The following is a 19,984-nucleotide window of genomic DNA, read 5'->3' as shown; positions in this document are numbered from 1 at the left end:
GTCGTTATTTCACTGCGCCAAAGGACAAGCCGCGCACCAGTTGCTTCTGGCTGATCCAGCCGAAGATCAGGATCGGCGCGCAGGCCAGGGTCGAGACGGCAGATAATTTGGCCCAGAACAAACCTTCGGGGCTGGAGTAGGAGGCGATCAGCGCGGTCAACGGTGCGGCATTCGAGGAGGTCAGGTTCAGCGACCAGAACGCCTCGTTCCAGCACAGGATCAGCGACAGCAACACGGTGGACGCCAGGCCGCCCTTGGCGATGGGCAGCAGCACCCGCAGCATTTCCTGCAACAAGGTGGCGCCATCCAGGCGCGCGGCTTCGAGGATGTCCTTGGGGATGTCCTTGAAGTAGGTGTAAACCATCCACACCACAATCGGCAGGTTGATCAGGGTGTAGATGATGATCAGCGCGATGCGCGTATCCAAAAGGCCCATGCTCTTGGCCAGCAGGTAAATGGGCATCAGCACGCCCACCGGTGGCAGCATCTTGGTCGACAGCATCCACAGCAACGTGCCCTTGGTGCGCTGGGTTTCGTAGAACGCCATGGAGTAGGCCGCCGGCACTGCAATCAGCAGGCACAAGGCGGTGGCGCTGAAGGAAATCACCACGGAGTTCCAGGCGAAGCTTAGGTAATTGCTGCGCTCATTGATGTGCAGGTAGTTCTCCAGGGTGGGCGTGAAAATGAACTGCGGCGGTGTGGCAAACGCGTCGATTTCGGTCTTGAAACTGGTGAGCACCATCCAGAAGATCGGGAAGAAAATCACGATCGCGATGGCCCAGGCCAGGGTGCCGAGCAACAGGCTTTGCAGGCGGCGGGATTGTTGAAGCGTCATGGCGCGGCCCTCAAGGCTTGTCAGTCAGGTTTTTGCCGAGCATCCGCACCAGGATGATCGCCGCGATATTGGCAATGACCACGGCAATCAAGCCGCCGGCCGAGGCCATGCCCACGTCGAACTGCACCAGCGCCTGGTTGTAGATCAGGTAGGCGAGGTTGGTCGAGGCGTAGCCGGGGCCGCCGTTGGTGGTGGTGAAGATTTCAGCGAATACCGAGAGCAGGAAGATGGTCTCGATCATCACCACCACGGCAATGGGCCGGGCCAGGTGCGGTAGGGTCAGGTGCCAGAAGATCGCAATCGGGCCGGCACCGTCCAGGCGCGCGGCTTCTTTCTGCTCCTGGTCCAGGGACTGCATGGCGGTCATCAGGATCAGGATCGCGAAGGGCAGCCATTGCCAGGACACAATGATGATGATCGACAGCAGCGGGTAGTGCGCCAGCCAGTCCACCGGCTGCGCGCCAAACAACTTCCACACCGCCGCCAGTACGCCGGACACCGGGTGGAAAATCAGGTTCTTCCAGATCAGCGCACCGACCGTGGGCATGATGAAGAACGGCGAGATCAACAACACCCGCACCAGCCCCCGGCCGAAAAACTCGCTGGCCTCCAGCAAGGCACTGATCAACACCCCCAGCACCACACTGATCAGCAGCACGCTGCCGACCAGCAACAGGGTGTTGGTGGCACCGGGCAAAAAGCCGGAATCGGTGACGAAGTAGGTGAAGTTCTCCAGGCCCACGAATTGGTTTTCGCCGGGGTAGAGCAGGTTGTAACGGATCAGCGAAAAATACAGGGTCATGCCCAGCGGCACGATCATCCACAGCAGCAACAGGGCCACCGAGGGGCTGACGAGGAACCAGCCGGGGTTGAGCAGGCGGCTTTTAGACGTATTCATGACAATCAGAACCCATTGGAGGCAAACAGAATCAGCCTTGGAGTGCGGTCAATGTAGGAGCTGGCTTGCCTGCGATGGCGGCCTGTCAGTGGATAAATCAGTTAACTGATCGACCGCTATCGCAGGCAAGCCAGCTCCTACATTGACGAGGGTGAGCCTGGGCTATTTGGGGTAGCCGGCACGCTTCATTTCCCGCTCGGTGGTGGTTTGCGCGGCAGCCAGGGCCTGGTCGACTGTCTGCTGGCCGGTCAGGGCGCCGGCGAAGAACTTGCCCACCTGGGTGCCAATGGCCTGGAACTCGGGAATGGTCACCAACTGGATGCCGACATAGGGCACGGGCTTGAGGGTCGGTTTGGTCGGGTCTGCGACTTTCAACGACTCCAGCGTCACCTTGGCAAAGGGCGCGGCCTGCATGTATTGCTCGCTGTAGGTCGAGGCGCGGGTGCCTGGCGGTACGTTGGCGATGCCATCGGTCTTGGCCACCAGCGCGCCGTACTCCTTGGACGTCGCCCAGGCACTGAAGACCTTGGCCGCGTCCTTGGCCTTGGAACTGGTGGGGATCGCCAGCGACCAGGAATACAGCCACGAAGTGCCCTTGTCGGTGACCTGTTGCGGGGCAAAGGTGAAGCCGACATGCTCGGCGACCTTGCTCTGGGTCTTGTCGGTGACAAACGAACCGGCGACGCTGGCGTCCACCCAGATCGCGCACTTGCCGCTGTTGAACAGCGCCAGGTTTTCATTGAAACCGTTGCTGGAAGCGCCCGGTGGGCCGGACTTCTTCATGTTGTCGACGTAGAAATTCAGCGCATCCTTCCACTCAGGGCCATTGAATTCGGGTTGCCATTTCTCATCGAACCAGCGCGCGCCATAGCCATTGGCCAGGGTGCTGATCAGCGCCATGTTCTCCCCCCAACCGGCCTTGCCGCGCAGGCACAGGCCGTATTGCTCCTTGCTCTTGTCGGTGAGTTTTTCGGCAAACTGGCCAATCTGCACCCAGGTCGGATGCTCCGGCATGCTCAGCCCGGCGGCCTTGAACAGGTCGCTGCGGTAGTAGGTAATGGAGCTTTCGGCATAGAACGGCAGGGCGTACAGCGTGCCCTTGACGGACAGGCCGTCGCGCACTGATGGGAACACATCGTCCAGGTCGTAGGACGCCGGCAGGTCCTTCATCGGCTCCAGCCAGCCCTTGGCGCCCCAGAGTGCAGCTTCGTACATGCCGATGGTCAGCACATCGAACTGCCCGCCCTGGGTGGCGATGTCGGTGGTCAGGCGTTGGCGCAGCACGTTTTCTTCGAGCACCACCCAGTTCAACTTGATGTCCGGATGCTCGGCCTCGAAGGTTTTCGAGAGCTTTTGCATGCGGATCATGTCGCTGTTGTTGACGGTGGCAATGGTCAGGGTTTGTGCACCCAGGCTAACGGCGCTGAGGGTCATGCAGGTACAGGCAAGCAGGGCTTTTGCTGGGAACTTCATCGCGCACTCCGTATCTGCGCCCAGAGGGCTGCAGAAGGACAGTTATTGTTGTTGTGTCTTCCAGGGCAGCAGGAAGAGTGTGCGTTGATTACAGCCTTGTGCAGGCCCGGTGACAAATCCTTGGACACACTTGCACTGATACTTTTTTGCACTGGTCGATGGGTGCCATGGGCGACCTGTTACTTTTGACAGTAGACGATCTAAAGGAATCAAGGGTTAATTGTTGTGCACAACCAACCGAGGATATGTTCATGAACTATTCCACCGTAAGACCCGACATTAACTGGCTCTACAAAGTTGCTCTTGGCATGGTCGTCGCACTGTTTGTCAGTGCATGCACAGGGCAGTCACCTTCTTCCGGTAATTTTGATGAATGCGTGCGTGAGGGTTATTTCAAAAGTGTCGAAATCGCCGGTGGGTATTACCGCTGCGTGTATAATTCAAGCACTAAGAAATATACGCTTTATCGCTACACTTGCCCGGCAGGCAAAGAGTTCAACGAAGCGACCAGACAATGTGAGTGAGCCCGTGTAAACCCACAAGGCCCCCAGTGTTTTCACTGGGGGCCTTGTGTTTTCAGGGGGTGAGTAGTAGATCAGTCGACCCCGTCTTCCTGCTCCAGGGTTATTTGACTTGGATAAGGCCGCTGCTGGATGATGATGTCGTCAAAATCGTAGATACCCTCGGTTGACGGATTCGTTATGGCAATTGACGCCTCAAATGGCTGGCCTGGCAAATATCCCATATACACATCGGCATACAACCACGTATTGATGCTGGGTATCGCCACGTTCTTGGTCAAGTTGCCTATATGAATAAACACACTGGTCGGCCCGCCGATATCCGCGAACTTGCTGATCCTGAAGCGCAAACTTACCCGATAGTAGCCCACTGCGGCGGGGGTGAAGGTTTTGTAAATCCTCACACCACTGCCGGGGTAGGGGGCGGCTTGCAGGTAGTAATTGCCGTTTGCCTCGCGGCGGATCCCGGTATTGGGCCACTGGCTGAGCCAACCATTGAGGAAGGAGCCGGTAAAGGTCGTCTCGTCGGTGATCATCCGGCTGCGGATGGTGTAAATGACCGGCGGGAACTCAATCGCCCGCGACTCTTCGATGCTGTTGTTGAACGCCACCTTAAATTGCAGGGTCAGTTGGCTGTTGTTGCCCAGGTCCGACAGGTAGCTATTGAGGATGGTTTGCTGGTGATACCCAAGGCTCAACCAGCCAGAGGTCACCCGGTCGCCGTAGGAACCGTCCAACAGGGTCAGGTTGTGGGCCGCGCCGTTGGGCCGGTTGCCGAGCAAGCGCAGCCAGACGGGCTGGTCCCTGGCAATAAGTGGCCAGGTACCTACGGTTGCCGTGGCGTTGCCGGCCAGTTCGCCCACATCCAGTACACCGCTGACGGCCTCGTCGATCCGCAGCACGGTTTTTTTCAGCTCAGTCACCGGAATGGCTTTGAGGGTCACGCTCAACACCGTTGACGAACGGCGCACGCCGTTGCGCAAGACGGAATACTGCACGGTGAACACGCTGTCGCGATTGTCCAGATTGGCGGCAATCAACGCGGCCGGCAGGCTGAAAGTCACCGTGCCATCGGCTTCGCCATTTTTCGGCCCCAGTTGCACCGACCCTGGCCCGCTGGCACCCAGTACCTCCAGGGTGAGGCTGTCGGTGGTGTACATCGGGCTGTAGGCCACCTCTACCGTCGCCCCGTTTTGCGCATTGAGCGGTGTCAGGGTTACCGCGGCTCCCGAACCCGTGGCCTCGAGCACTCGGGGCACTGGAAATTCGGCGGGAATGGCCTGCACGGTGTAACGGCGTTCCGGGAACCACAGTGCATTGGCCTGTTCGGTCGATTGGTCAAACGTCACCCCAAAGCGCATCACAAGTTGTGAGCCGTCCTTGAGCTGGCGCAATTGCGCCACCGGCGCCTGGGGGCGGATCCCGATCTGTTCGCCGTTGTAGGTCACCAGGTCACCGTCGTAGAGCACGGCAACAAAGGGCGTGTCATTGGCAGAGGTGCCGCGCAGTTCAAACCACATGCGTTGATTGCGGTTGATAAAGTTCCAGCGATCAACCATGGCGCGCTCGGAGCCGACCAGGTTGCTGAGGTTCAGCACGCTGCTGGTATGACCTTCGATATAGGGCAGGGGCAGTACCGGCGCCAACAGATTCAGGCTCAATACCGGCGAAGGTTTTTGGTGGGCACCCAGCAATACAAAGTACTGCACCTGAATGTAACGCCCGTATTCGCTGAGGTTGGCCCCGATGACCTCTGCCGGCACCTCGAAATGCAGGGTCCTGGAGGTGTTGCCATCCTTGGTTTCGCAATAGGTGCCCAATTGCGGGATACCGCTCCAGCAGGCCTGGATACGGTGACTGGGCAGCATTTGCGGGTAGGTGACGGTGATGGTCGCACCGTTCAGCGCCGCCTCCGGCAACAGTTGGTCGGGATAGCGCTGGGCTTGCAATACCTCTGGGCGCAACAGGTCCAGGGCCGCACCCACCGTGACCACTAACACGTCCGAGTAGAGCGTGGCGCCACCGCTTGCAGGCACCAGCGAATAGCTCAGGCGCAGCTCGCCATTTTCGCTGGCACGGATCAACGCCTCTTCCAGGGTGAATACCACCGGCTTGCCCGCCGTTGCATTGTTGAGGCGTATCTCATCGCTGGCAGTGCCGTTGCTGGTCGCGCCCAACAGTGTCCAGCGCAGAATGTCGCCACTGGCGGTGCGCGTGTAGGGCAGGGTTACCTGCAACTGACCACCTTTGATGCGCGCCGGGTCCAGGTTGTTGAACTCATCGACATATTGCATCAGGGGCGATGGCAGATCGGCATAGCGGGGGCCAAAGGTGACTTCCAGCACCTCTGACATGCGCACCGTCTGAATACTGGGGCTCAGGATACCCAGGGTGCCGGTGTCGACCAGGTAGTACACCCGTACGGTGCCCAGCCCGACGAAGCGATCGAAATTCTCCTTGAGCACAATGCGAAAACGCTCCGGAGGCGGCTCGGCGCCGGCCAACAGGGTTTCTTCGTAGACCACCAGGCCGCCGCCTGGGCGCACGGCTTCCATGCGCAGGGTCACGCTGTAGTTGCGGTCGTATGGGGTGTAACGCGGGAAAATCGCCTTGATAAAAGGATGGTCCGGGACAATGTTGCCGCCCTCGTTTTGCTCGATGATCATCGGCGGCATCGAGCTCCTGGTGCCGAACACCGTGATATTCAGGCGTCGGGAGGAGGCGAGGAACACGCCCGTGGCCGTGGTCAGCTTGTACTCGATTTGCAGGTGGCCGTTGAGCACCGCCTGCAGGTATTGGGGGGCCACGGCGACGGACGACGACAGGCCAATGCGTGCTGCAAACGCGGGCAGGGTCCTTTCGAACGGCAGGCCATCGGCATCGGCGCCTCGCAACGTCACTACGATCAACGCGCCTGTAGGGGTCGAGGCGCCATTGGGCAGGCGCCGCGGTACCACCATTTCGATATTGAAGTCGTTGTGGATGTCGAGGTTGACGTCGATAACGGAGTCCCCGTCCACTACAAAATGCGGAGCGTCAAGCAGGTAAGGGTCCAGGTCGCTGACGACCGTGACCGCCTTCGACCATTGCTGGGTTTCCCCGGAAAAGTTGAACACCTTGTCGTAGGCCCGGAAGCGAATAGTCACCACCCCACTGCCGCCCAGCAGGATGATTGATTCCGGGACCAATACGGTGATCGGCTTGATGCCGGCGACATGCTCGGCATCAAGCCTCAAGGAAATGGGGTAACCGTTCCAATACACCTCGACGGTGTCGCCTTCGGTCAGGTTAGGGTAAGGGTCGATCGTCATTTCCACCCCTTCGGCGGCGCGATGGGGGTCTATCACGCCGCCTTCCAGGTCGGGTGGCAGGTGTATCACCAGTTCCGTGTGATACGCCAGCCCGGGATCTTTACTGACCCCGCCGGGGCGAGTGCGCTTGACATACCAGGTTTCGTAGGGCGAGCTGCTGGTGGTGCCGCTGCCCCTGCGGATGACCTCGTAAAAACACGGGTAGGTATAACCCAGTGGCACCAATGGCGGGAGAATCACCAACGCCACCGACGTCTTGTCCAGATCCTCATCGCGGATTTCCGTCGACACAAGGGCAAAGCGGTTGCTGCCCATGAAGAAGTTCAACCTATCGCCGACAGTCAATTGGGTCCAGCGCGGGAAATGCACGGTCAACCACGGCTCGGTGTGGCGTATCCCCAGGCCGCGCACCGCGTCTGGCAGCGTGCGCACCGCATCGCTGACGTCAGGCGGGTCCAGGTCGTCGATAACGCTTGGGTCCACAGGTCTTGGATGGGGGAGGCAGGGCAAAGTGCTCGGGTTGGATGACTCGGTGTTCTTCATCATGGGTGCTCCGTGTGCAGAGGTAACTGGCCACGGACATCACACACCCAAGGTGCTGCTGCATATAACTGTCAAAATTGACAGTGGCGACGAGTGGTCGCTGTCAGGCCAGGTTCTGTTCCGTCAGGCGCTGCACTGCCAAGCGCCGGTAGTGTGAGGGCGTCATTCCCTTGAGCTGCTGGAAGCGCCGGTTGAAATTGGAGATGTTGTTGAACCCTGACTCAAAGCACACATCGGTCACGGCCTTGTCGCCCACGGCCAGCAACTCGCAGGATTTGCTGATGCGCAGGCGGTTGACGAACTCGACGAAGGTGCGCCCGGTGGCCTGCTTGAACACCCGGGAAAAGTAGGTGGGTTTCATCCCCAAGTACTGCGCGACTTCTTCCAGGGACAGTTCGCGGGCGTAGTGGGCAAAGATGTAGTCCACCGCGCGGTTGGTCCGGTCGATGCTGTGTTCATCGGCCAACTGCGCTGTAGTCCCTCCTGACAGCACCAGGTAGTCCTCACAGGCACAAAGTGCCTCCAGCAACACAAAGAAGTGCCCCAGCCGCGCCATGCCCTGGGCATCCTCGATGCGTTGCATCAGGGTCATGGCCTGGGCGATGGTGTTCTTGCAGCGAAATTCGATGCCGTACTGCGCGCGCTCCAGCAAGGGCGCCAGGCTCTTGAACTCGGTGAAGACCTGGCTGCCGTCCTCCAGCAACTGATCGGTGAAATTCACCAGCATGTCGCGCTTGGTGATCACTTCGCCTTCCTCCACCTGGCTGATCCAGTTGTGGGGCAGGTTGGGACCGGTGAGGAACAGGCTTTGCGGGTAGAAGTTGCCGATATAGTCGCCGATAAACACCTTGCCGGAACTGGCGACAATCAGGTGCAGCTCATACTCCTTATGAAAGTGCCAGCGCACCAGGGGGCAGGGGAAACCATGCTGGCGATAGATGATGGACAGGCCGTTGTGGTCGTCCATCAACTCGTAGGAGGGGTCGGTGATGCGCGTTGCTCGGCTCATGCTGGCGTCGCTTTTATTGTGGTTGCGCAGCCGATAATGCCCCGTTGCACGTCACCTCGCCAGCGCCGCTGTTTAAACGGGGCGGTTTTTTGCCTCGATCCACTGCGCCATGTATTGGGTACTTTTGTGCAGATGGTGGCGCAGCATGCTGCCGGTAAAGTTGTCGCGCCGATGTTGCGCCAGCTCGCCCAGGCAGTGTTGCAGGCGCTCGACCAAGGCCGGGCCGTGGTTGTGCGGGGCATAGCGACGGGCCAGCAATTGCTCGCCATGTGCCTGGGCCTCGGTCCAGGCTTGCCGATCTGCGTACAGGGCCACGGCAGCAGCGGCCAAGGCCGTGGCGCTCCGGGCGATCATCCCCGGCCAGGGTTGCCCGTCGCCCATGCCTTCGGCGCCGATGGGAGTGGTGATACTGGGGGTGCCGCAGAGCATGGCATCGGCCAGTTTGCCCTTGATCCCGGCGCCGAAGCGCAGCGGGGCCAGGCAGATGCGCGCCGCCGACATCACTTGCAGCGCGTCCTCGGCCCAGTTCATCACATGGAAGCCTTGCGCCGGGTTATGCAGCGCAGTGGCCTTGGGCGGCGTGTAGGCCCCATAGATATGCAGTTGGGCGCCGGGGAGCTGCTGGCGAATCAACGGCCAGAGGCTGTTTTTCATCCAGAGCACCGCATCCCAGTTGGGTGCGTGGCGGAAGTTGCCGATACTCAGGAAGTGCGCGCGGTCTTCATAAGGAGTAAACGCCTGGCTGGGCGCCTCGATCATCAACGGGCACCAGTGGAGCAGGGCGGCCGGCACCTTGAAGTGCTCGGTGAGCAGTTGGATCTCGACGTCGGAAATCATCAGGCTGATATCACAGCGGTAGATCGCGGCGATCTCGCGCTTGGCCAGGTCGGTGTCGGCCATCCTCTGGAACTCCTGGTCCAGGACCTGGGCGAATAACGGGCTGAAATCGTCAGCATCCGGCTGGTGCTTGAGGTAGTCCTTGAGGCGCTGCTGGCGGGCATCGCGCAGGCTCTGCAAATCCGAAGTCTCCAGCACGCGCAAGGCCTGCGGGCAATGCTTCTCTACGCGCCAGCCGAACTGCTCCTCCATCATGAAACGATCGAACAGCACGATATCCGGGGCCAGTTCACGGATAAAGTCGTCGAAACTGCGGTTATTGAGCTCGATAGCGCATTCGCGAACACCCAGTGCCGCAAGGTCGGCCTTGTGTTCACCGATAGCGGCTGGGCTGCTGAAGGTTACTTCCCAGCCTTGCGAAAGAAAGCTCTGCAAAATCTGCATCATATGTCCGCCAGCTGCCGAGGAGCGAGGCTCCGGCCAGACGTAACCGATGACCAGGACTTGGGTGGCAGGCTGATTCTTCAACGACGAACTCCTTCAAGGGCAGGGCAAAAGCGGCGCAATTAAACCACAGCCGTCGGCCCAGGCGCTGTCATGACAATTTGTGACGGCCATAGGTGTAAATCGAACTTTGTGGTTAACTTCTGCCTCTCGAATTCGTTTCATCCAACCCAGCATAAGGATTCCGTTCATGGCTCAAGTCACCCTCAAAGGCAACCCAGTCCAGGTTGAAGGCGAGTTGCCGCAAATCGGTACCCAGGCCCTCGACTTTTCCCTGACCGCAGGCGATCTGTCGGACGTCACCCTGGCGACTTTCGCCGGCAAGCGCAAAGTACTGAACATCTTCCCAAGCGTTGACACCCCGACCTGCGCCACGTCGGTGCGCAAGTTCAACGCCCAGGCCAACGAGCTGAACAACACCGTTGTACTGTGCATCTCCACCGACCTGCCATTCGCCCAAGCCCGTTTTTGCGGTGCCGAAGGCCTGGAAAACGTGAAGAACCTGTCGGACTTTCGCAGCGCCGATTTTGCCGTTGACTACGGTGTTTCCATTGCCGACGGCGCCCTCAAGGGCCTGACCGCCCGCGCCGTGGTGGTACTGGACGAAAACGACAAGGTGCTGCACAGCGAGCTGGTTGGCGAAATCGCCCACGAGCCAAACTACGAAGCGGCGCTGGCTGTACTGAAGTAATTGCGGCTGCGCGTTACTGTCGCTTTGCAGTAACACGTATGATGCATGCTTGCGGCCTGGCCTAGTCCAGGCCGTTTTTATTTGTGCTTCAGCGGTTTAGCCCAAATTGCTGACATTTCACTTCGAAAAGTAAATGTTTGTAAGCGCGAAGGTAAATAGCCGGTAAAGGCGCTTTTCTAAACGCGCCCCAGTGCTTATCTTTCAGCCTCCCACAGTAGAAGCCCTCGCATCCAATGGTTGATCAATCCATGCAATCGTCCCCCCGTAGTTCCCGCCGCTGGCTGTTTGGCTTGCTCGTCCTGTTGGTTGTTGCCGTGCTGTGCTGGAAGTTCTGGCCAACCGGCGCCGCCCAGAAAGAGGCCCCGGCAGCCCGGACCAGCAAGACGGGGATGATGCGTCCCGGCTTCGGCGGCTCAGGTGCTGCGGTGCCCGTGCGTGTCGCGCCCGCGATCACTGGGGATTTCCCGGTGTACTACAAGGCGCTGGGCACTGTGACGGCGCTGAACACCATCAATGTGCGCAGCCGGGTGGGGGGAGAGCTGGTCAAGATCGCCTTTGAAGAGGGGCAGATGGTCAAGGCCGGCGACCTGCTGGCAGAAATCGACCCGCGCAGCTACCAGAACGCCTTGCTCCAGGCCCAGGGCACGCTGCTGCAAAACCAGGCCCAATTGAAGAACGCCCAGGTCGACCTCGAGCGTTATCGCGGCCTGTATGAACAGGACAGTATTGCCAAGCAGACTTTGGACACCGCCGCTGCGCTGGTCCTGCAATACCAGGGCACGGTCAAGACCAACCAGGGCGCGGTGGATGACGCCAAGCTCAACCTGGAATTCACCAAGATCCGCGCACCGATTTCCGGGCGTGTCGGCCTGCGCCAGCTGGACGTCGGCAACCTGGTGGCGGCCAATGACACCACCGCCCTGGCGATCATCACCCAGACCCAGCCGATCAGCGTGGCATTCACCTTGCCGGAGAACAGCCTGCAAACCGTCCTGGCCCGCTACCGCAGCGGCAACAAGCTACCGGTGCAGGCCTGGGACCGTGGCGACCTGCAACTGCAAGCCTCCGGCGTATTGCAGAGCCTGGACAACCAGATCGATGTCGCCACCGGCACCCTGAAATTCAAGGCCCGCTTCGATAACCAGGACCAGGTGCTGTTCCCCAACCAATTCGTCAATGTGCGCCTGTTGGCCGACACCCTGAAAAACGTGGTGCTGGTTCCCTCGGCGGCGATCCAGTTCGGCACCAACGGCACCTTTGTTTATGCCCTGGACGGTGACAAGAAAGTCAAGATCCGCACCCTGGTGATTGGGGATACCGATGGCCAGAACACCGTGGTCAAGGAAGGCCTGGCCGCAGGCGATCGCGTGGTGCTCGAAGGCACCGACCGCCTGAAGGACGGCACCGACATCGAAGTGGTCAACGACAGCAACCTGGTCCCGACCACCCCAACCGAACATTTGCAGGGCAAACCCGCGGCGAAAGGCGAAGGCAGCCCGGCGGCTGACGCCGGCAAGGCGCAAAAGGCCGGCGCATGAACCTGTCACGGCTGTTCATCCTCAGGCCCGTCGCCACCACCCTGAGCATGCTGGCCATTGTCCTGGCCGGCCTGATTGCCTATCGCCTGATGCCGGTGTCGGCCTTGCCCCAGGTGGATTATCCGACCATCCGCGTCATGACCCTGTACCCCGGCGCCAGCCCAGACGTGATGACCAGCGCGGTCACCGCGCCCCTGGAGCGCCAGTTCGGGCAAATGCCCGGCCTCACGCAGATGGCGTCCACCAGTTCCGGCGGGGCCTCGGTGCTGACCCTGCGCTTTAACCTCGACGTCAATATGGACGTGGCCGAGCAACAGGTGCAGGCGGCGATCAACGCGGCCAGTAACCTGCTGCCCTCGGACCTGCCGGCGCCACCGGTGTACAACAAGGTCAACCCGGCCGATACCCCGGTCCTGACCCTGGCCATCACCTCCAAGACCATGCTGTTGCCCAAGCTCAACGACCTGGTCGATACGCGCATGGCGCAAAAAATCGCGCAGATCAGTGGCGTGGGCATGGTCAGCATCGCCGGCGGCCAGCGCCAGGCGGTGCGGATCAAGGTCAACCCCGAGGCCCTGGCCGCCAATGGCTTGAACCTGGCGGACGTGCGCAGCCTGATCGCCGCCTCCAACGTCAACCAGCCCAAGGGTAACTTCGACGGCCCGACCCGGGTGTCGATGCTCGATGCCAACGACCAGTTGGTATCGCCCGAGCAGTATGCCGAACTGATCCTGGCCTACAGCAACGGCGCACCGCTGCGCCTTAAAGACGTCGCGCAAATCGTCGATGGCGCAGAAAACGAACGCCTTGCCGCCTGGGCCAATGAAAACCAGGCGGTGCTGCTGAACATCCAGCGCCAGCCGGGGGCCAACGTGATTGAGGTGGTGGACCGGATCAAGGCGCTGCTGCCAAGCATCACCGACAACCTGCCGGCCGGCCTTGACGTGACGGTACTCACCGACCGCACCCAGACCATCCGCGCCTCGGTCACCGATGTGCAGCATGAATTGCTGATCGCCATTGCCCTGGTGGTGATGGTCACGTTCCTGTTCCTGCGCCGTTTCAGCGCCACCATCATCCCGTCGATTGCCGTGCCGTTGTCCCTGGTCGGCACCTTTGGCGTGATGTACCTGGCCGGCTTCTCCATCAATAACCTGACCCTGATGGCCCTGACCATCGCCACCGGGTTTGTGGTGGACGATGCCATCGTGATGCTGGAGAACATCTCCCGCTATATCGAGGAAGGCGAGACGCCGCTGGCCGCCGCGCTCAAGGGCGCCAAGCAGATCGGCTTCACCCTGGTTTCCCTGACGCTGTCGCTGATTGCGGTATTGATCCCGTTGCTGTTCATGGCCGATGTGGTCGGGCGCTTGTTCCGCGAATTTGCCATCACCCTGGCCGTGGCGATCCTGATTTCCCTGGTAGTGTCCCTGACCCTGACGCCAATGATGTGCGCGCGCCTGCTCAAGCGCGAACCCAAGGAAGAAGAACAGGGGCGCTTCTACAAGGCCAGCGGCGCCTGGATCGACTGGCTGGTCGCCGCCTACGGCCGCAAGCTGCAGTGGGTGCTCAAGCACCAGCCGCTGACCCTGCTGGTGGCCATCGCCACCCTGGGCCTGACGGTGGTGCTGTACCTGGTAGTGCCCAAGGGTTTCTTCCCGGTGCAGGACACCGGGGTGATCCAGGGTATTTCCGAGGCGCCGCAGTCGATTTCCTTCGCGGCCATGAGCCAGCGCCAGCAGGAACTGGCGAAGATCATCCTCGAAGATCCTGCGGTGGAAAGCCTGTCTTCCTACATTGGCGTCGATGGCGATAACGCCACCCTCAACAGTGGCCGCCTGCTGATCAACCTCAAGCCCCATAAAGAGCGGGACTTGAGCGCTGTCGAGGTGATTGCACGCCTGCAACCGACACTGGATAAACTGGTGGGCATCCGCCTGTTCATGCAGCCGGTGCAGGACCTGACCATCGAAGACCGTGTCAGCCGCACCCAATACCAGTTCAGCATGTCCTCCCCGGATGCCGAGCTACTGGCCCTGTGGAGCGGCAAGCTGGTGCAGGCCCTGAGCCAGTACCCGGAACTCACCGATGTGGCCAGCGACCTGCAGGACAAAGGCTTGCAGGTGTACATGGTGATCGACCGCGATGCGGCCTCGCGCCTGGGGGTGTCGGTAGCCAATATCACCGACGCGCTGTATGACGCCTTCGGCCAGCGGCAGATTTCCACGATCTACACCCAGGCCAGCCAGTACCGCGTGGTGTTGCAGGCCCAATCCGGCGAAAGCCTGGGGCCGGACGCGCTGAACCAGATCCACGTGAAGACCACCGATGGCGGCCAGGTGCGCCTGTCGAGCCTGGCCCGCATCGAGCAGCGCCAGGCGCAGTTGGCGATTACCCATATCGGCCAGTTCCCGGCGGTGATGATGTCGTTCAACCTGGCACCCGGCGTGGCCCTGGGCAAGGGCGTAGAGCTGATCAACCAGGTACAGAAGGACATCGGCATGCCGGTCGGCGTGCAGACCCAGTTCCAGGGGGCTGCCCAGGCGTTCGAAGCGTCGCTGTCGAGCACCTTGCTGCTGATCCTCGCGGCGGTGGTGACCATGTACATCGTGCTTGGCGTGCTGTACGAGAGCTACATCCACCCGATCACCATCCTCTCGACCTTGCCGTCGGCAGCGGTGGGGGCCCTGTTGGCGCTGCTGCTCACGGGCAATGACCTGGGGATGATTGCGATCATCGGCATCATCCTGCTGATCGGCATCGTGAAAAAGAACGCGATCATGATGATCGACTTCGCCCTCGACGCCGAACGCAACCAGGGCCTGGACCCGCAGACCGCGATCTACCAGGCTGCACTGCTGCGCTTCAGGCCGATCCTGATGACCACCCTGGCGGCATTGTTCGGTGCGGTGCCGTTGATGCTGGCCACCGGCTCCGGCGCCGAGTTGCGCCAGCCCCTGGGCCTGGTGATGGTCGGCGGCTTGCTGCTGAGCCAGATCCTCACGCTGTTTACCACGCCGGTGATCTATCTGTACTTCGACCGCCTTGGCCGTCGCTGGCGCAAGACCCCGGACGCGCTGGAGCCGGTTGAGCCATGAACCTGTCCGGACCTTTTATTCGCCGGCCGGTAGCCACCATGCTGCTGAGCCTGGCGATCATGTTGCTGGGCGGTGTCAGTTTCAGCCTGTTGCCGGTGTCGCCGTTGCCGCAGATCGACTTCCCGGTGATTGTGGTCTCTGCCAGCCTGCCTGGCGCCAGCCCGGAAGTGATGGCGTCTACCGTGGCCACGCCGCTGGAGCGCTCATTCGGTGCGATTGCCGGGGTCACCACCCTGAGCAGTTCGTCCAGCCAGGGCTCGACCCGGGTGATCCTGGCATTCGACTCCGACCGCGATATCAACGGCGCGGCGCGAGAAGTACAGGCCGCGATCAATGCCTCGCGCAACCTGTTGCCCAGCGGCATGCGCAGCATGCCCACCTACCGCAAGATCAACCCGTCCCAGGCACCGATCATGGTGCTGTCGCTGACCTCGGACGTATTGCCCAAGGGCCAGCTCTACGACTTGGCGTCCACCATCCTCTCGCAAAGCCTGTCCCAGGTGCCGGGTGTGGGCGAAGTGCAGATCGGCGGCAGCTCCCTGCCGGCGGTGCGTATCGAACTGGAGCCCAAGGCCCTCGACCAGTACGGCGTGTCCCTGGACGAGGTGCGCGACACCATCGCCAACGCCAACGTACGCCGGCCCAAGGGCTCGGTGGAAGATGGCGAGCGCAACTGGCAGATCCAGGCCAATGACCAGCTGGAAAAAGCCAAGGACTACGAGCCGCTATTGATCCGCTACCAGGACGGCGCGGCGTTGCGCCTCAGTGACGTGGCCAAGATCAGCGACGGCGTCGAAGACCGCTACAACAGTGGCTTCTTCAACAACGACTCGGCGGTATTGCTGGTGATCAACCGCCAGTCCGGCGCCAACATCATCGAGACCGTCAAGCAGATCAAGGCCCAGTTGCCGGCGTTGCAGGCGGTGTTGCCGTCCAGCGTCAAGCTCAACCTGGCCATGGACCGCTCGCCGGTGATCACCGCCACCCTGCATGAAGCGGAAATGACCCTGCTGATTGCCGTGGCCCTGGTGATCCTGGTGGTGTACCTGTTCCTCGGTAACTTCCGTGCCTCACTGATCCCGACCCTCGCGGTGCCGGTGTCGCTGGTGGGCACCTTTGCGATCATGTACCTGTATGGGTTTTCCCTGAACAACCTGTCGCTGATGGCCCTGATCCTCGCCACCGGCCTGGTGGTGGACGATGCCATCGTGGTGCTGGAGAACATCTCGCGGCATATCGACGACGGCATCGCGCCGATGAAAGCGGCGTACCTGGGAGCCAAGGAGGTCGGCTTCACCCTGTTGTCGATGAACGTGTCGCTGGTGGCGGTGTTCCTGTCGATCCTGTTTATGGGCGGGATTGTCACCAGCCTGTTCCGTGAGTTTTCCATCACCCTGGCGGCGGCGATCATCGTGTCGCTGGTGGTCTCGCTGACCCTGACCCCGATGCTCTGCGCGCGCTGGCTCAAGCCCCATGTCAAAGGCCAGCAGACCGGCTTGCAGCGCTGGAGCCAGAAGGTCAACGACCATATGGTTTCGGGTTATGCCAAAAGCCTCGACTGGGTGCTGCGGCACAAGCGCCTGACCCTGCTCAGCCTGTTCGTCACCATCGGGGTGAATATCGCGCTGTATGTGGTGGTGCCCAAAACCTTCATGCCGCAACAGGACACCGGGCAACTGATCGGTTTTGTACGCGGCGATGATGGCCTGTCATTCAGTGTCATGCAGCCGAAGATGGAGATCTTCCGCAAAGCCGTGTTGCAAGACCCGGCGGTGGAAAGCGTGGCCGGTTTTATCGGTGGCAGCAACGGTACCAACAACGCGGTGATGCTGGTGCGCCTCAAGCCGATCAAGGAGCGCAAGTTGTCGGCCCAGGCGGTGATCGAGCGCCTGCGCAAAACCGTGCCGCTGGTACCCGGCGGCCGCTTGATGCTGATGGCCGACCAGGACCTGCAATTTGGCGGCGGCCGCGACCAGACGTCCTCGCAATATTCCTACATCCTGCAAAGTGGCGACCTGGCCGCCCTGCGCCTGTGGTACCCGAAAGTGGTCGCCGCGCTGCGTGAGCTGCCGGAGCTGACCGCCATCGACGCTCGTGAAGGGCGCGGGGCGCAGCAGGTGACGCTGATTGTCGATCGCGACCAGGCCAAGCGCCTGGGGGTGGACATGAACATGGTCACCTCGGTGCTGAACAACGCCTACAGCCAGCGGCAGATTTCCACCATCTATGACAGCCTCAACCAGTATCGGGTGGTGATGGAGGTCAATCCGAAATACGCCCAGGACCCGATCACCCTTAACCAGGTGCAGGTGATTACCGCTGATGGCGCGCGAATTCCACTGTCGACCATCGCCCACTACGAAAACAGCCTGGCCGACGACCGCGTCAGCCACGAGGGGCAATTTGCCTCCGAAGACATCGCCTTCGACATGGCCCCCGGGGTCACGGTAGAGCAGGGTACGGCTGCCATCGAGCGGGCGATCGCCAAGGTGGGCTTACCGGAAGACGTGATCGCCAAGATGGCCGGCACCGCCGACGCCTTTGCCGCCACCCAGAAAAGCCAGCCGTTCATGATCCTCGGCGCGTTGGTGGCGGTGTACCTGGTGCTGGGGATTCTGTATGAGAGCTACATCCACCCACTGACCATTCTCTCGACCCTGCCGTCGGCCGGGGTCGGCGCGCTGTTGTCGATCTACGTGCTGGGCGGCGAGTTCAGCCTGATCTCGCTGCTGGGCCTGTTCTTGCTGATCGGTGTGGTGAAGAAAAACGCGATCCTGATGATCGACCTGGCGCTGCAACTGGAGCGCAAGGAAGGCATGCAGCCCCTGGAATCGATTCGCAGCGCTTGCTTGCTGCGCTTGCGGCCAATCCTGATGACCACCCTGGCGGCGATCCTCGGGGCCTTGCCCTTGTTGCTGAGCACCGCCGAAGGCGCGGAAATGCGCCAGCCCCTGGGCCTGACCATTATCGGCGGCCTGGTCTTCAGCCAGATCCTGACCCTTTACACCACCCCGGTGGTTTACCTCTATCTCGACCGCCTGCGCCACCGTTTCAACGGCTGGCGCGGGGTGCGTACCGATGCTGCCCTGGACACTCCGTTATGACCAACCCAACCTTTTGTAGCGGCCTGCGGTTTTTCGCGAGCAAGCTTGCGCCTACAGTTGTGTGCGCCATGCTCCTCAGCGCCTGTGCCATCGGCCCCGATTACCAACGCCCGCCAGTCGCCGAGCCGGCGCAGTACAAAGAAGCCCAGGGCTGGCGCCAGGCCGCGCCCAGCGATGCCCTGGCCCGTGGCGCCTGGTGGGAGTTGTATGGCGACCCACAACTCAACAGCCTGGTGGATAAGCTCAACAACGCCAACCAGACCGTGGCCCAGGCCGAAGCTCGCTACCGCCAGGCCCAGGCCACCGCCCGCAGTTCCCGTGGCGCATTCTTCCCCACCGTCGACCTGAGCGCCGGGAAAACCCGCGCCAGCCAGGGCACCGGCAGCAGCAATGCGAGCTTGAGCAGCTCCAGCAGCGGTATCCGCGACACCCTCAACACCCAGTTGGGCGTGAGCTGGGAAGCCGATATCTGGGGCAAACTGCGCCGCGGCCTGGAGGCCAGCAACGCCAGCGAGCAAGCCAGCGCCGCCGACCTGGCCGCCATGCGCCTGAGCCAGCAGTCGGAGTTGGTACAGAACTACCTGCAACTGCGGGTCATGGACGAACAGACGCGCTTGCTGCAATCCACCGTCGAGACCTACCAGCGCTCGCTGCAAATGACCCAGAACCAGTACCGCGCCGGCGTCTCCGGCAAGGACGCGGTGGCCCAGGCGCAGACCCAGCTCAAAAGCACCCAGGCCAGCCTGATCGACCTGATCTGGCAGCGCGCGCAGCTGGAAAACGCCATCGCGGTATTGATCGGCGAAGCGCCGGCCACCTTCAACTTGGCGGTAAGCAAGGACATTCCCGCCTTGCCGCAGATCCCTGCCAACCTGCCATCGCAACTGCTGGAGCGCCGCCCGGACATCGCCTCGGCCGAACGCGCGGTGATCGCCGCCAACGCCAATATCGGCGTGGCGAAAACCGCCTACTACCCGGACCTGACCCTGAGCCTGGCCGGTGGTTATTCCAGCAGCACCTACGCCGACTGGATCAGCCTGCCGAACCGTTTCTGGTCGGTGGGGCCGAAACTGGCGATGACCCTGTTCGACGGCGGGCAGCGCTCGGCCGAAGTCGACCGCGCCGAAGCGTCCTACGACGAAACCGTGGCCAAGTACCGCCAGACCGTGCTCGACGGTTTCCGCGAGGTGGAAAACTACATGGTCCAGCTCAAGGTCCTGGAAGATGAGGCGGGCGTGAGCAACGAAGCCCTGGAGTCGGCACGCGAATCCCTGCGCCTGACCCAGAACCAGTACAAGGCGGGCCTGATTGCCTACCTGGATGTGGTGAATGTCCAGGCCACGGCATTGAGCAACGAACGCACCGTGCTGACCTTGCTGCAGACCCGCCTGGTGGCCAGTGTGCAACTGATCGCAGCGCTGGGCGGCGGCTGGGATGGCCAGTTGGAGCCGCAAGAGAACCCCTGACCCTGTAGGCGATGGTCGTCAACGATAACGGATGAACAGCTGATAAACCCTCAGTTGTTATTACTGACGCCATCGCGGGCAAGCCCTAGTGCCAGTCAGTTAAGCGCAGATCCCTTGTGGGAGCGGGCTTGCTCGCGAAAGCAGTGGCTCAGTCAA

The 19,984-nt window shown here is 61.3% G+C and carries 12 protein-coding genes; 6 read left to right on the top strand and 6 right to left on the bottom strand.

The genetic code is table 11. The features are described 5' to 3' along the window. Nucleotides 1-4: 4 nt before the first annotated feature. The 3 genes from ACSSVH_RS13260 to ACSSVH_RS13250 form a co-directional block, all read right to left on the bottom strand. Complete coding sequence (locus tag ACSSVH_RS13260) at nt 5-835, bottom strand: carbohydrate ABC transporter permease (RefSeq protein WP_170041361.1); 831 nt, start codon at nt 833-835, stop codon at nt 5-7. 10 nt (nt 836-845) lie between these two features. After that, nucleotides 846-1,733, bottom strand: a complete 888-nt coding sequence (locus tag ACSSVH_RS13255; RefSeq protein ID WP_051903031.1) for a carbohydrate ABC transporter permease — start codon at nt 1,731-1,733, stop codon at nt 846-848. A gap of 162 nt (nt 1,734-1,895) precedes the next feature. After that, nucleotides 1,896-3,206, bottom strand: a complete 1,311-nt coding sequence (locus tag ACSSVH_RS13250; protein ID WP_169951814.1) for an ABC transporter substrate-binding protein — start codon at nt 3,204-3,206, stop codon at nt 1,896-1,898. A gap of 251 nt (nt 3,207-3,457) precedes the next feature. On the opposite strand from ACSSVH_RS13250, the gene ACSSVH_RS13245 reads away from it, so the two are divergent. After that, nucleotides 3,458-3,730, top strand: coding sequence for a chitin-binding domain-containing protein (locus ACSSVH_RS13245; RefSeq protein WP_170041362.1), 273 nt, complete (start codon nt 3,458-3,460; stop codon nt 3,728-3,730). A gap of 71 nt (nt 3,731-3,801) precedes the next feature. On the opposite strand, the gene ACSSVH_RS13240 is transcribed toward ACSSVH_RS13245, so the two are convergent. The 3 genes from ACSSVH_RS13240 to ACSSVH_RS13230 form a co-directional block, all read right to left on the bottom strand. Beyond that, entirely contained in the window at nt 3,802-7,584 is a 3,783-nt protein-coding gene (locus ACSSVH_RS13240; protein ID WP_492633285.1) for a hypothetical protein, read from the bottom strand. Between the two features lie 100 nt (nt 7,585-7,684). Next, on the bottom strand, nt 7,685-8,590 hold the full coding sequence (locus ACSSVH_RS13235; RefSeq protein ID WP_169951808.1) for an AraC family transcriptional regulator: 906 nt from the start codon (nt 8,588-8,590) through the stop codon (nt 7,685-7,687). 72 nt (nt 8,591-8,662) lie between these two features. Continuing rightward, entirely contained in the window at nt 8,663-9,955 is a 1,293-nt protein-coding gene (locus ACSSVH_RS13230; protein WP_492633284.1) for a glycosyltransferase, read from the bottom strand. A gap of 166 nt (nt 9,956-10,121) precedes the next feature. On the opposite strand from ACSSVH_RS13230, the gene tpx reads away from it, so the two are divergent. The 5 genes from tpx (at nt 10,122) to ACSSVH_RS13205 (ending at nt 19,828) form a co-directional block, all read left to right on the top strand. After that, entirely contained in the window at nt 10,122-10,622 is a 501-nt protein-coding gene (tpx, locus tag ACSSVH_RS13225; RefSeq protein WP_169951804.1) for a thiol peroxidase, read from the top strand. A 233-nt stretch (nt 10,623-10,855) separates the two neighbouring features. After that, the gene (locus tag ACSSVH_RS13220) at nt 10,856-12,160 is read left to right on the top strand and encodes an MdtA/MuxA family multidrug efflux RND transporter periplasmic adaptor subunit (protein ID WP_492633283.1); all 1,305 of its coding nucleotides are present in this window, start codon (nt 10,856-10,858) and stop codon (nt 12,158-12,160) included. Next, the gene (locus ACSSVH_RS13215) at nt 12,157-15,258 is read left to right on the top strand and encodes an MdtB/MuxB family multidrug efflux RND transporter permease subunit (RefSeq protein WP_170041366.1); all 3,102 of its coding nucleotides are present in this window, start codon (nt 12,157-12,159) and stop codon (nt 15,256-15,258) included. The genes ACSSVH_RS13220 and ACSSVH_RS13215 overlap by 4 nt, the downstream gene beginning before the upstream one ends. Next, on the top strand, nt 15,255-18,362 hold the full coding sequence (locus ACSSVH_RS13210) for an efflux RND transporter permease subunit (protein WP_169951798.1): 3,108 nt from the start codon (nt 15,255-15,257) through the stop codon (nt 18,360-18,362). The genes ACSSVH_RS13215 and ACSSVH_RS13210 overlap by 4 nt, the downstream gene beginning before the upstream one ends. Next, nucleotides 18,359-19,828, top strand: coding sequence for an efflux transporter outer membrane subunit (locus ACSSVH_RS13205; RefSeq protein WP_492633282.1), 1,470 nt, complete (start codon nt 18,359-18,361; stop codon nt 19,826-19,828). Before ACSSVH_RS13210 ends, ACSSVH_RS13205 begins: the two co-directional genes overlap by 4 nt. Nucleotides 19,829-19,984 lie beyond the last annotated feature (156 nt).

This window comes from Pseudomonas sp. HC1(2025) (assembly GCF_058742075.1).
This window is presented reverse-complemented; position numbering and strand designations above follow the sequence as displayed.

Bases quoted from the DNA above. Each gene is read 5' to 3' on its own strand.
- ACSSVH_RS13240 (WP_492633285.1), bottom strand. From the start codon at position 7,584: ATGATGAAGAACACCGAGTCATCCAACCCGAGCACTTTGCCCTGCCTC.
- ACSSVH_RS13235 (WP_169951808.1), bottom strand. From the start codon at position 8,590: ATGAGCCGAGCAACGCGCATCACCGACCCCTCCTACGAGTTGATGGAC.
- ACSSVH_RS13210 (WP_169951798.1), top strand. From the start codon at position 15,255: ATGAACCTGTCCGGACCTTTTATTCGCCGGCCGGTAGCCACCATGCTG.
- tpx (WP_169951804.1), top strand. From the start codon at position 10,122: ATGGCTCAAGTCACCCTCAAAGGCAACCCAGTCCAGGTTGAAGGCGAG.
- ACSSVH_RS13205 (WP_492633282.1), top strand. From the start codon at position 18,359: ATGACCAACCCAACCTTTTGTAGCGGCCTGCGGTTTTTCGCGAGCAAG.
- ACSSVH_RS13250 (WP_169951814.1), bottom strand. From the start codon at position 3,206: ATGAAGTTCCCAGCAAAAGCCCTGCTTGCCTGTACCTGCATGACCCTC.
- ACSSVH_RS13220 (WP_492633283.1), top strand. From the start codon at position 10,856: ATGGTTGATCAATCCATGCAATCGTCCCCCCGTAGTTCCCGCCGCTGG.
- ACSSVH_RS13255 (WP_051903031.1), bottom strand. From the start codon at position 1,733: ATGAATACGTCTAAAAGCCGCCTGCTCAACCCCGGCTGGTTCCTCGTC.
- ACSSVH_RS13260 (WP_170041361.1), bottom strand. From the start codon at position 835: ATGACGCTTCAACAATCCCGCCGCCTGCAAAGCCTGTTGCTCGGCACC.
- ACSSVH_RS13245 (WP_170041362.1), top strand. From the start codon at position 3,458: ATGAACTATTCCACCGTAAGACCCGACATTAACTGGCTCTACAAAGTT.
- ACSSVH_RS13215 (WP_170041366.1), top strand. From the start codon at position 12,157: ATGAACCTGTCACGGCTGTTCATCCTCAGGCCCGTCGCCACCACCCTG.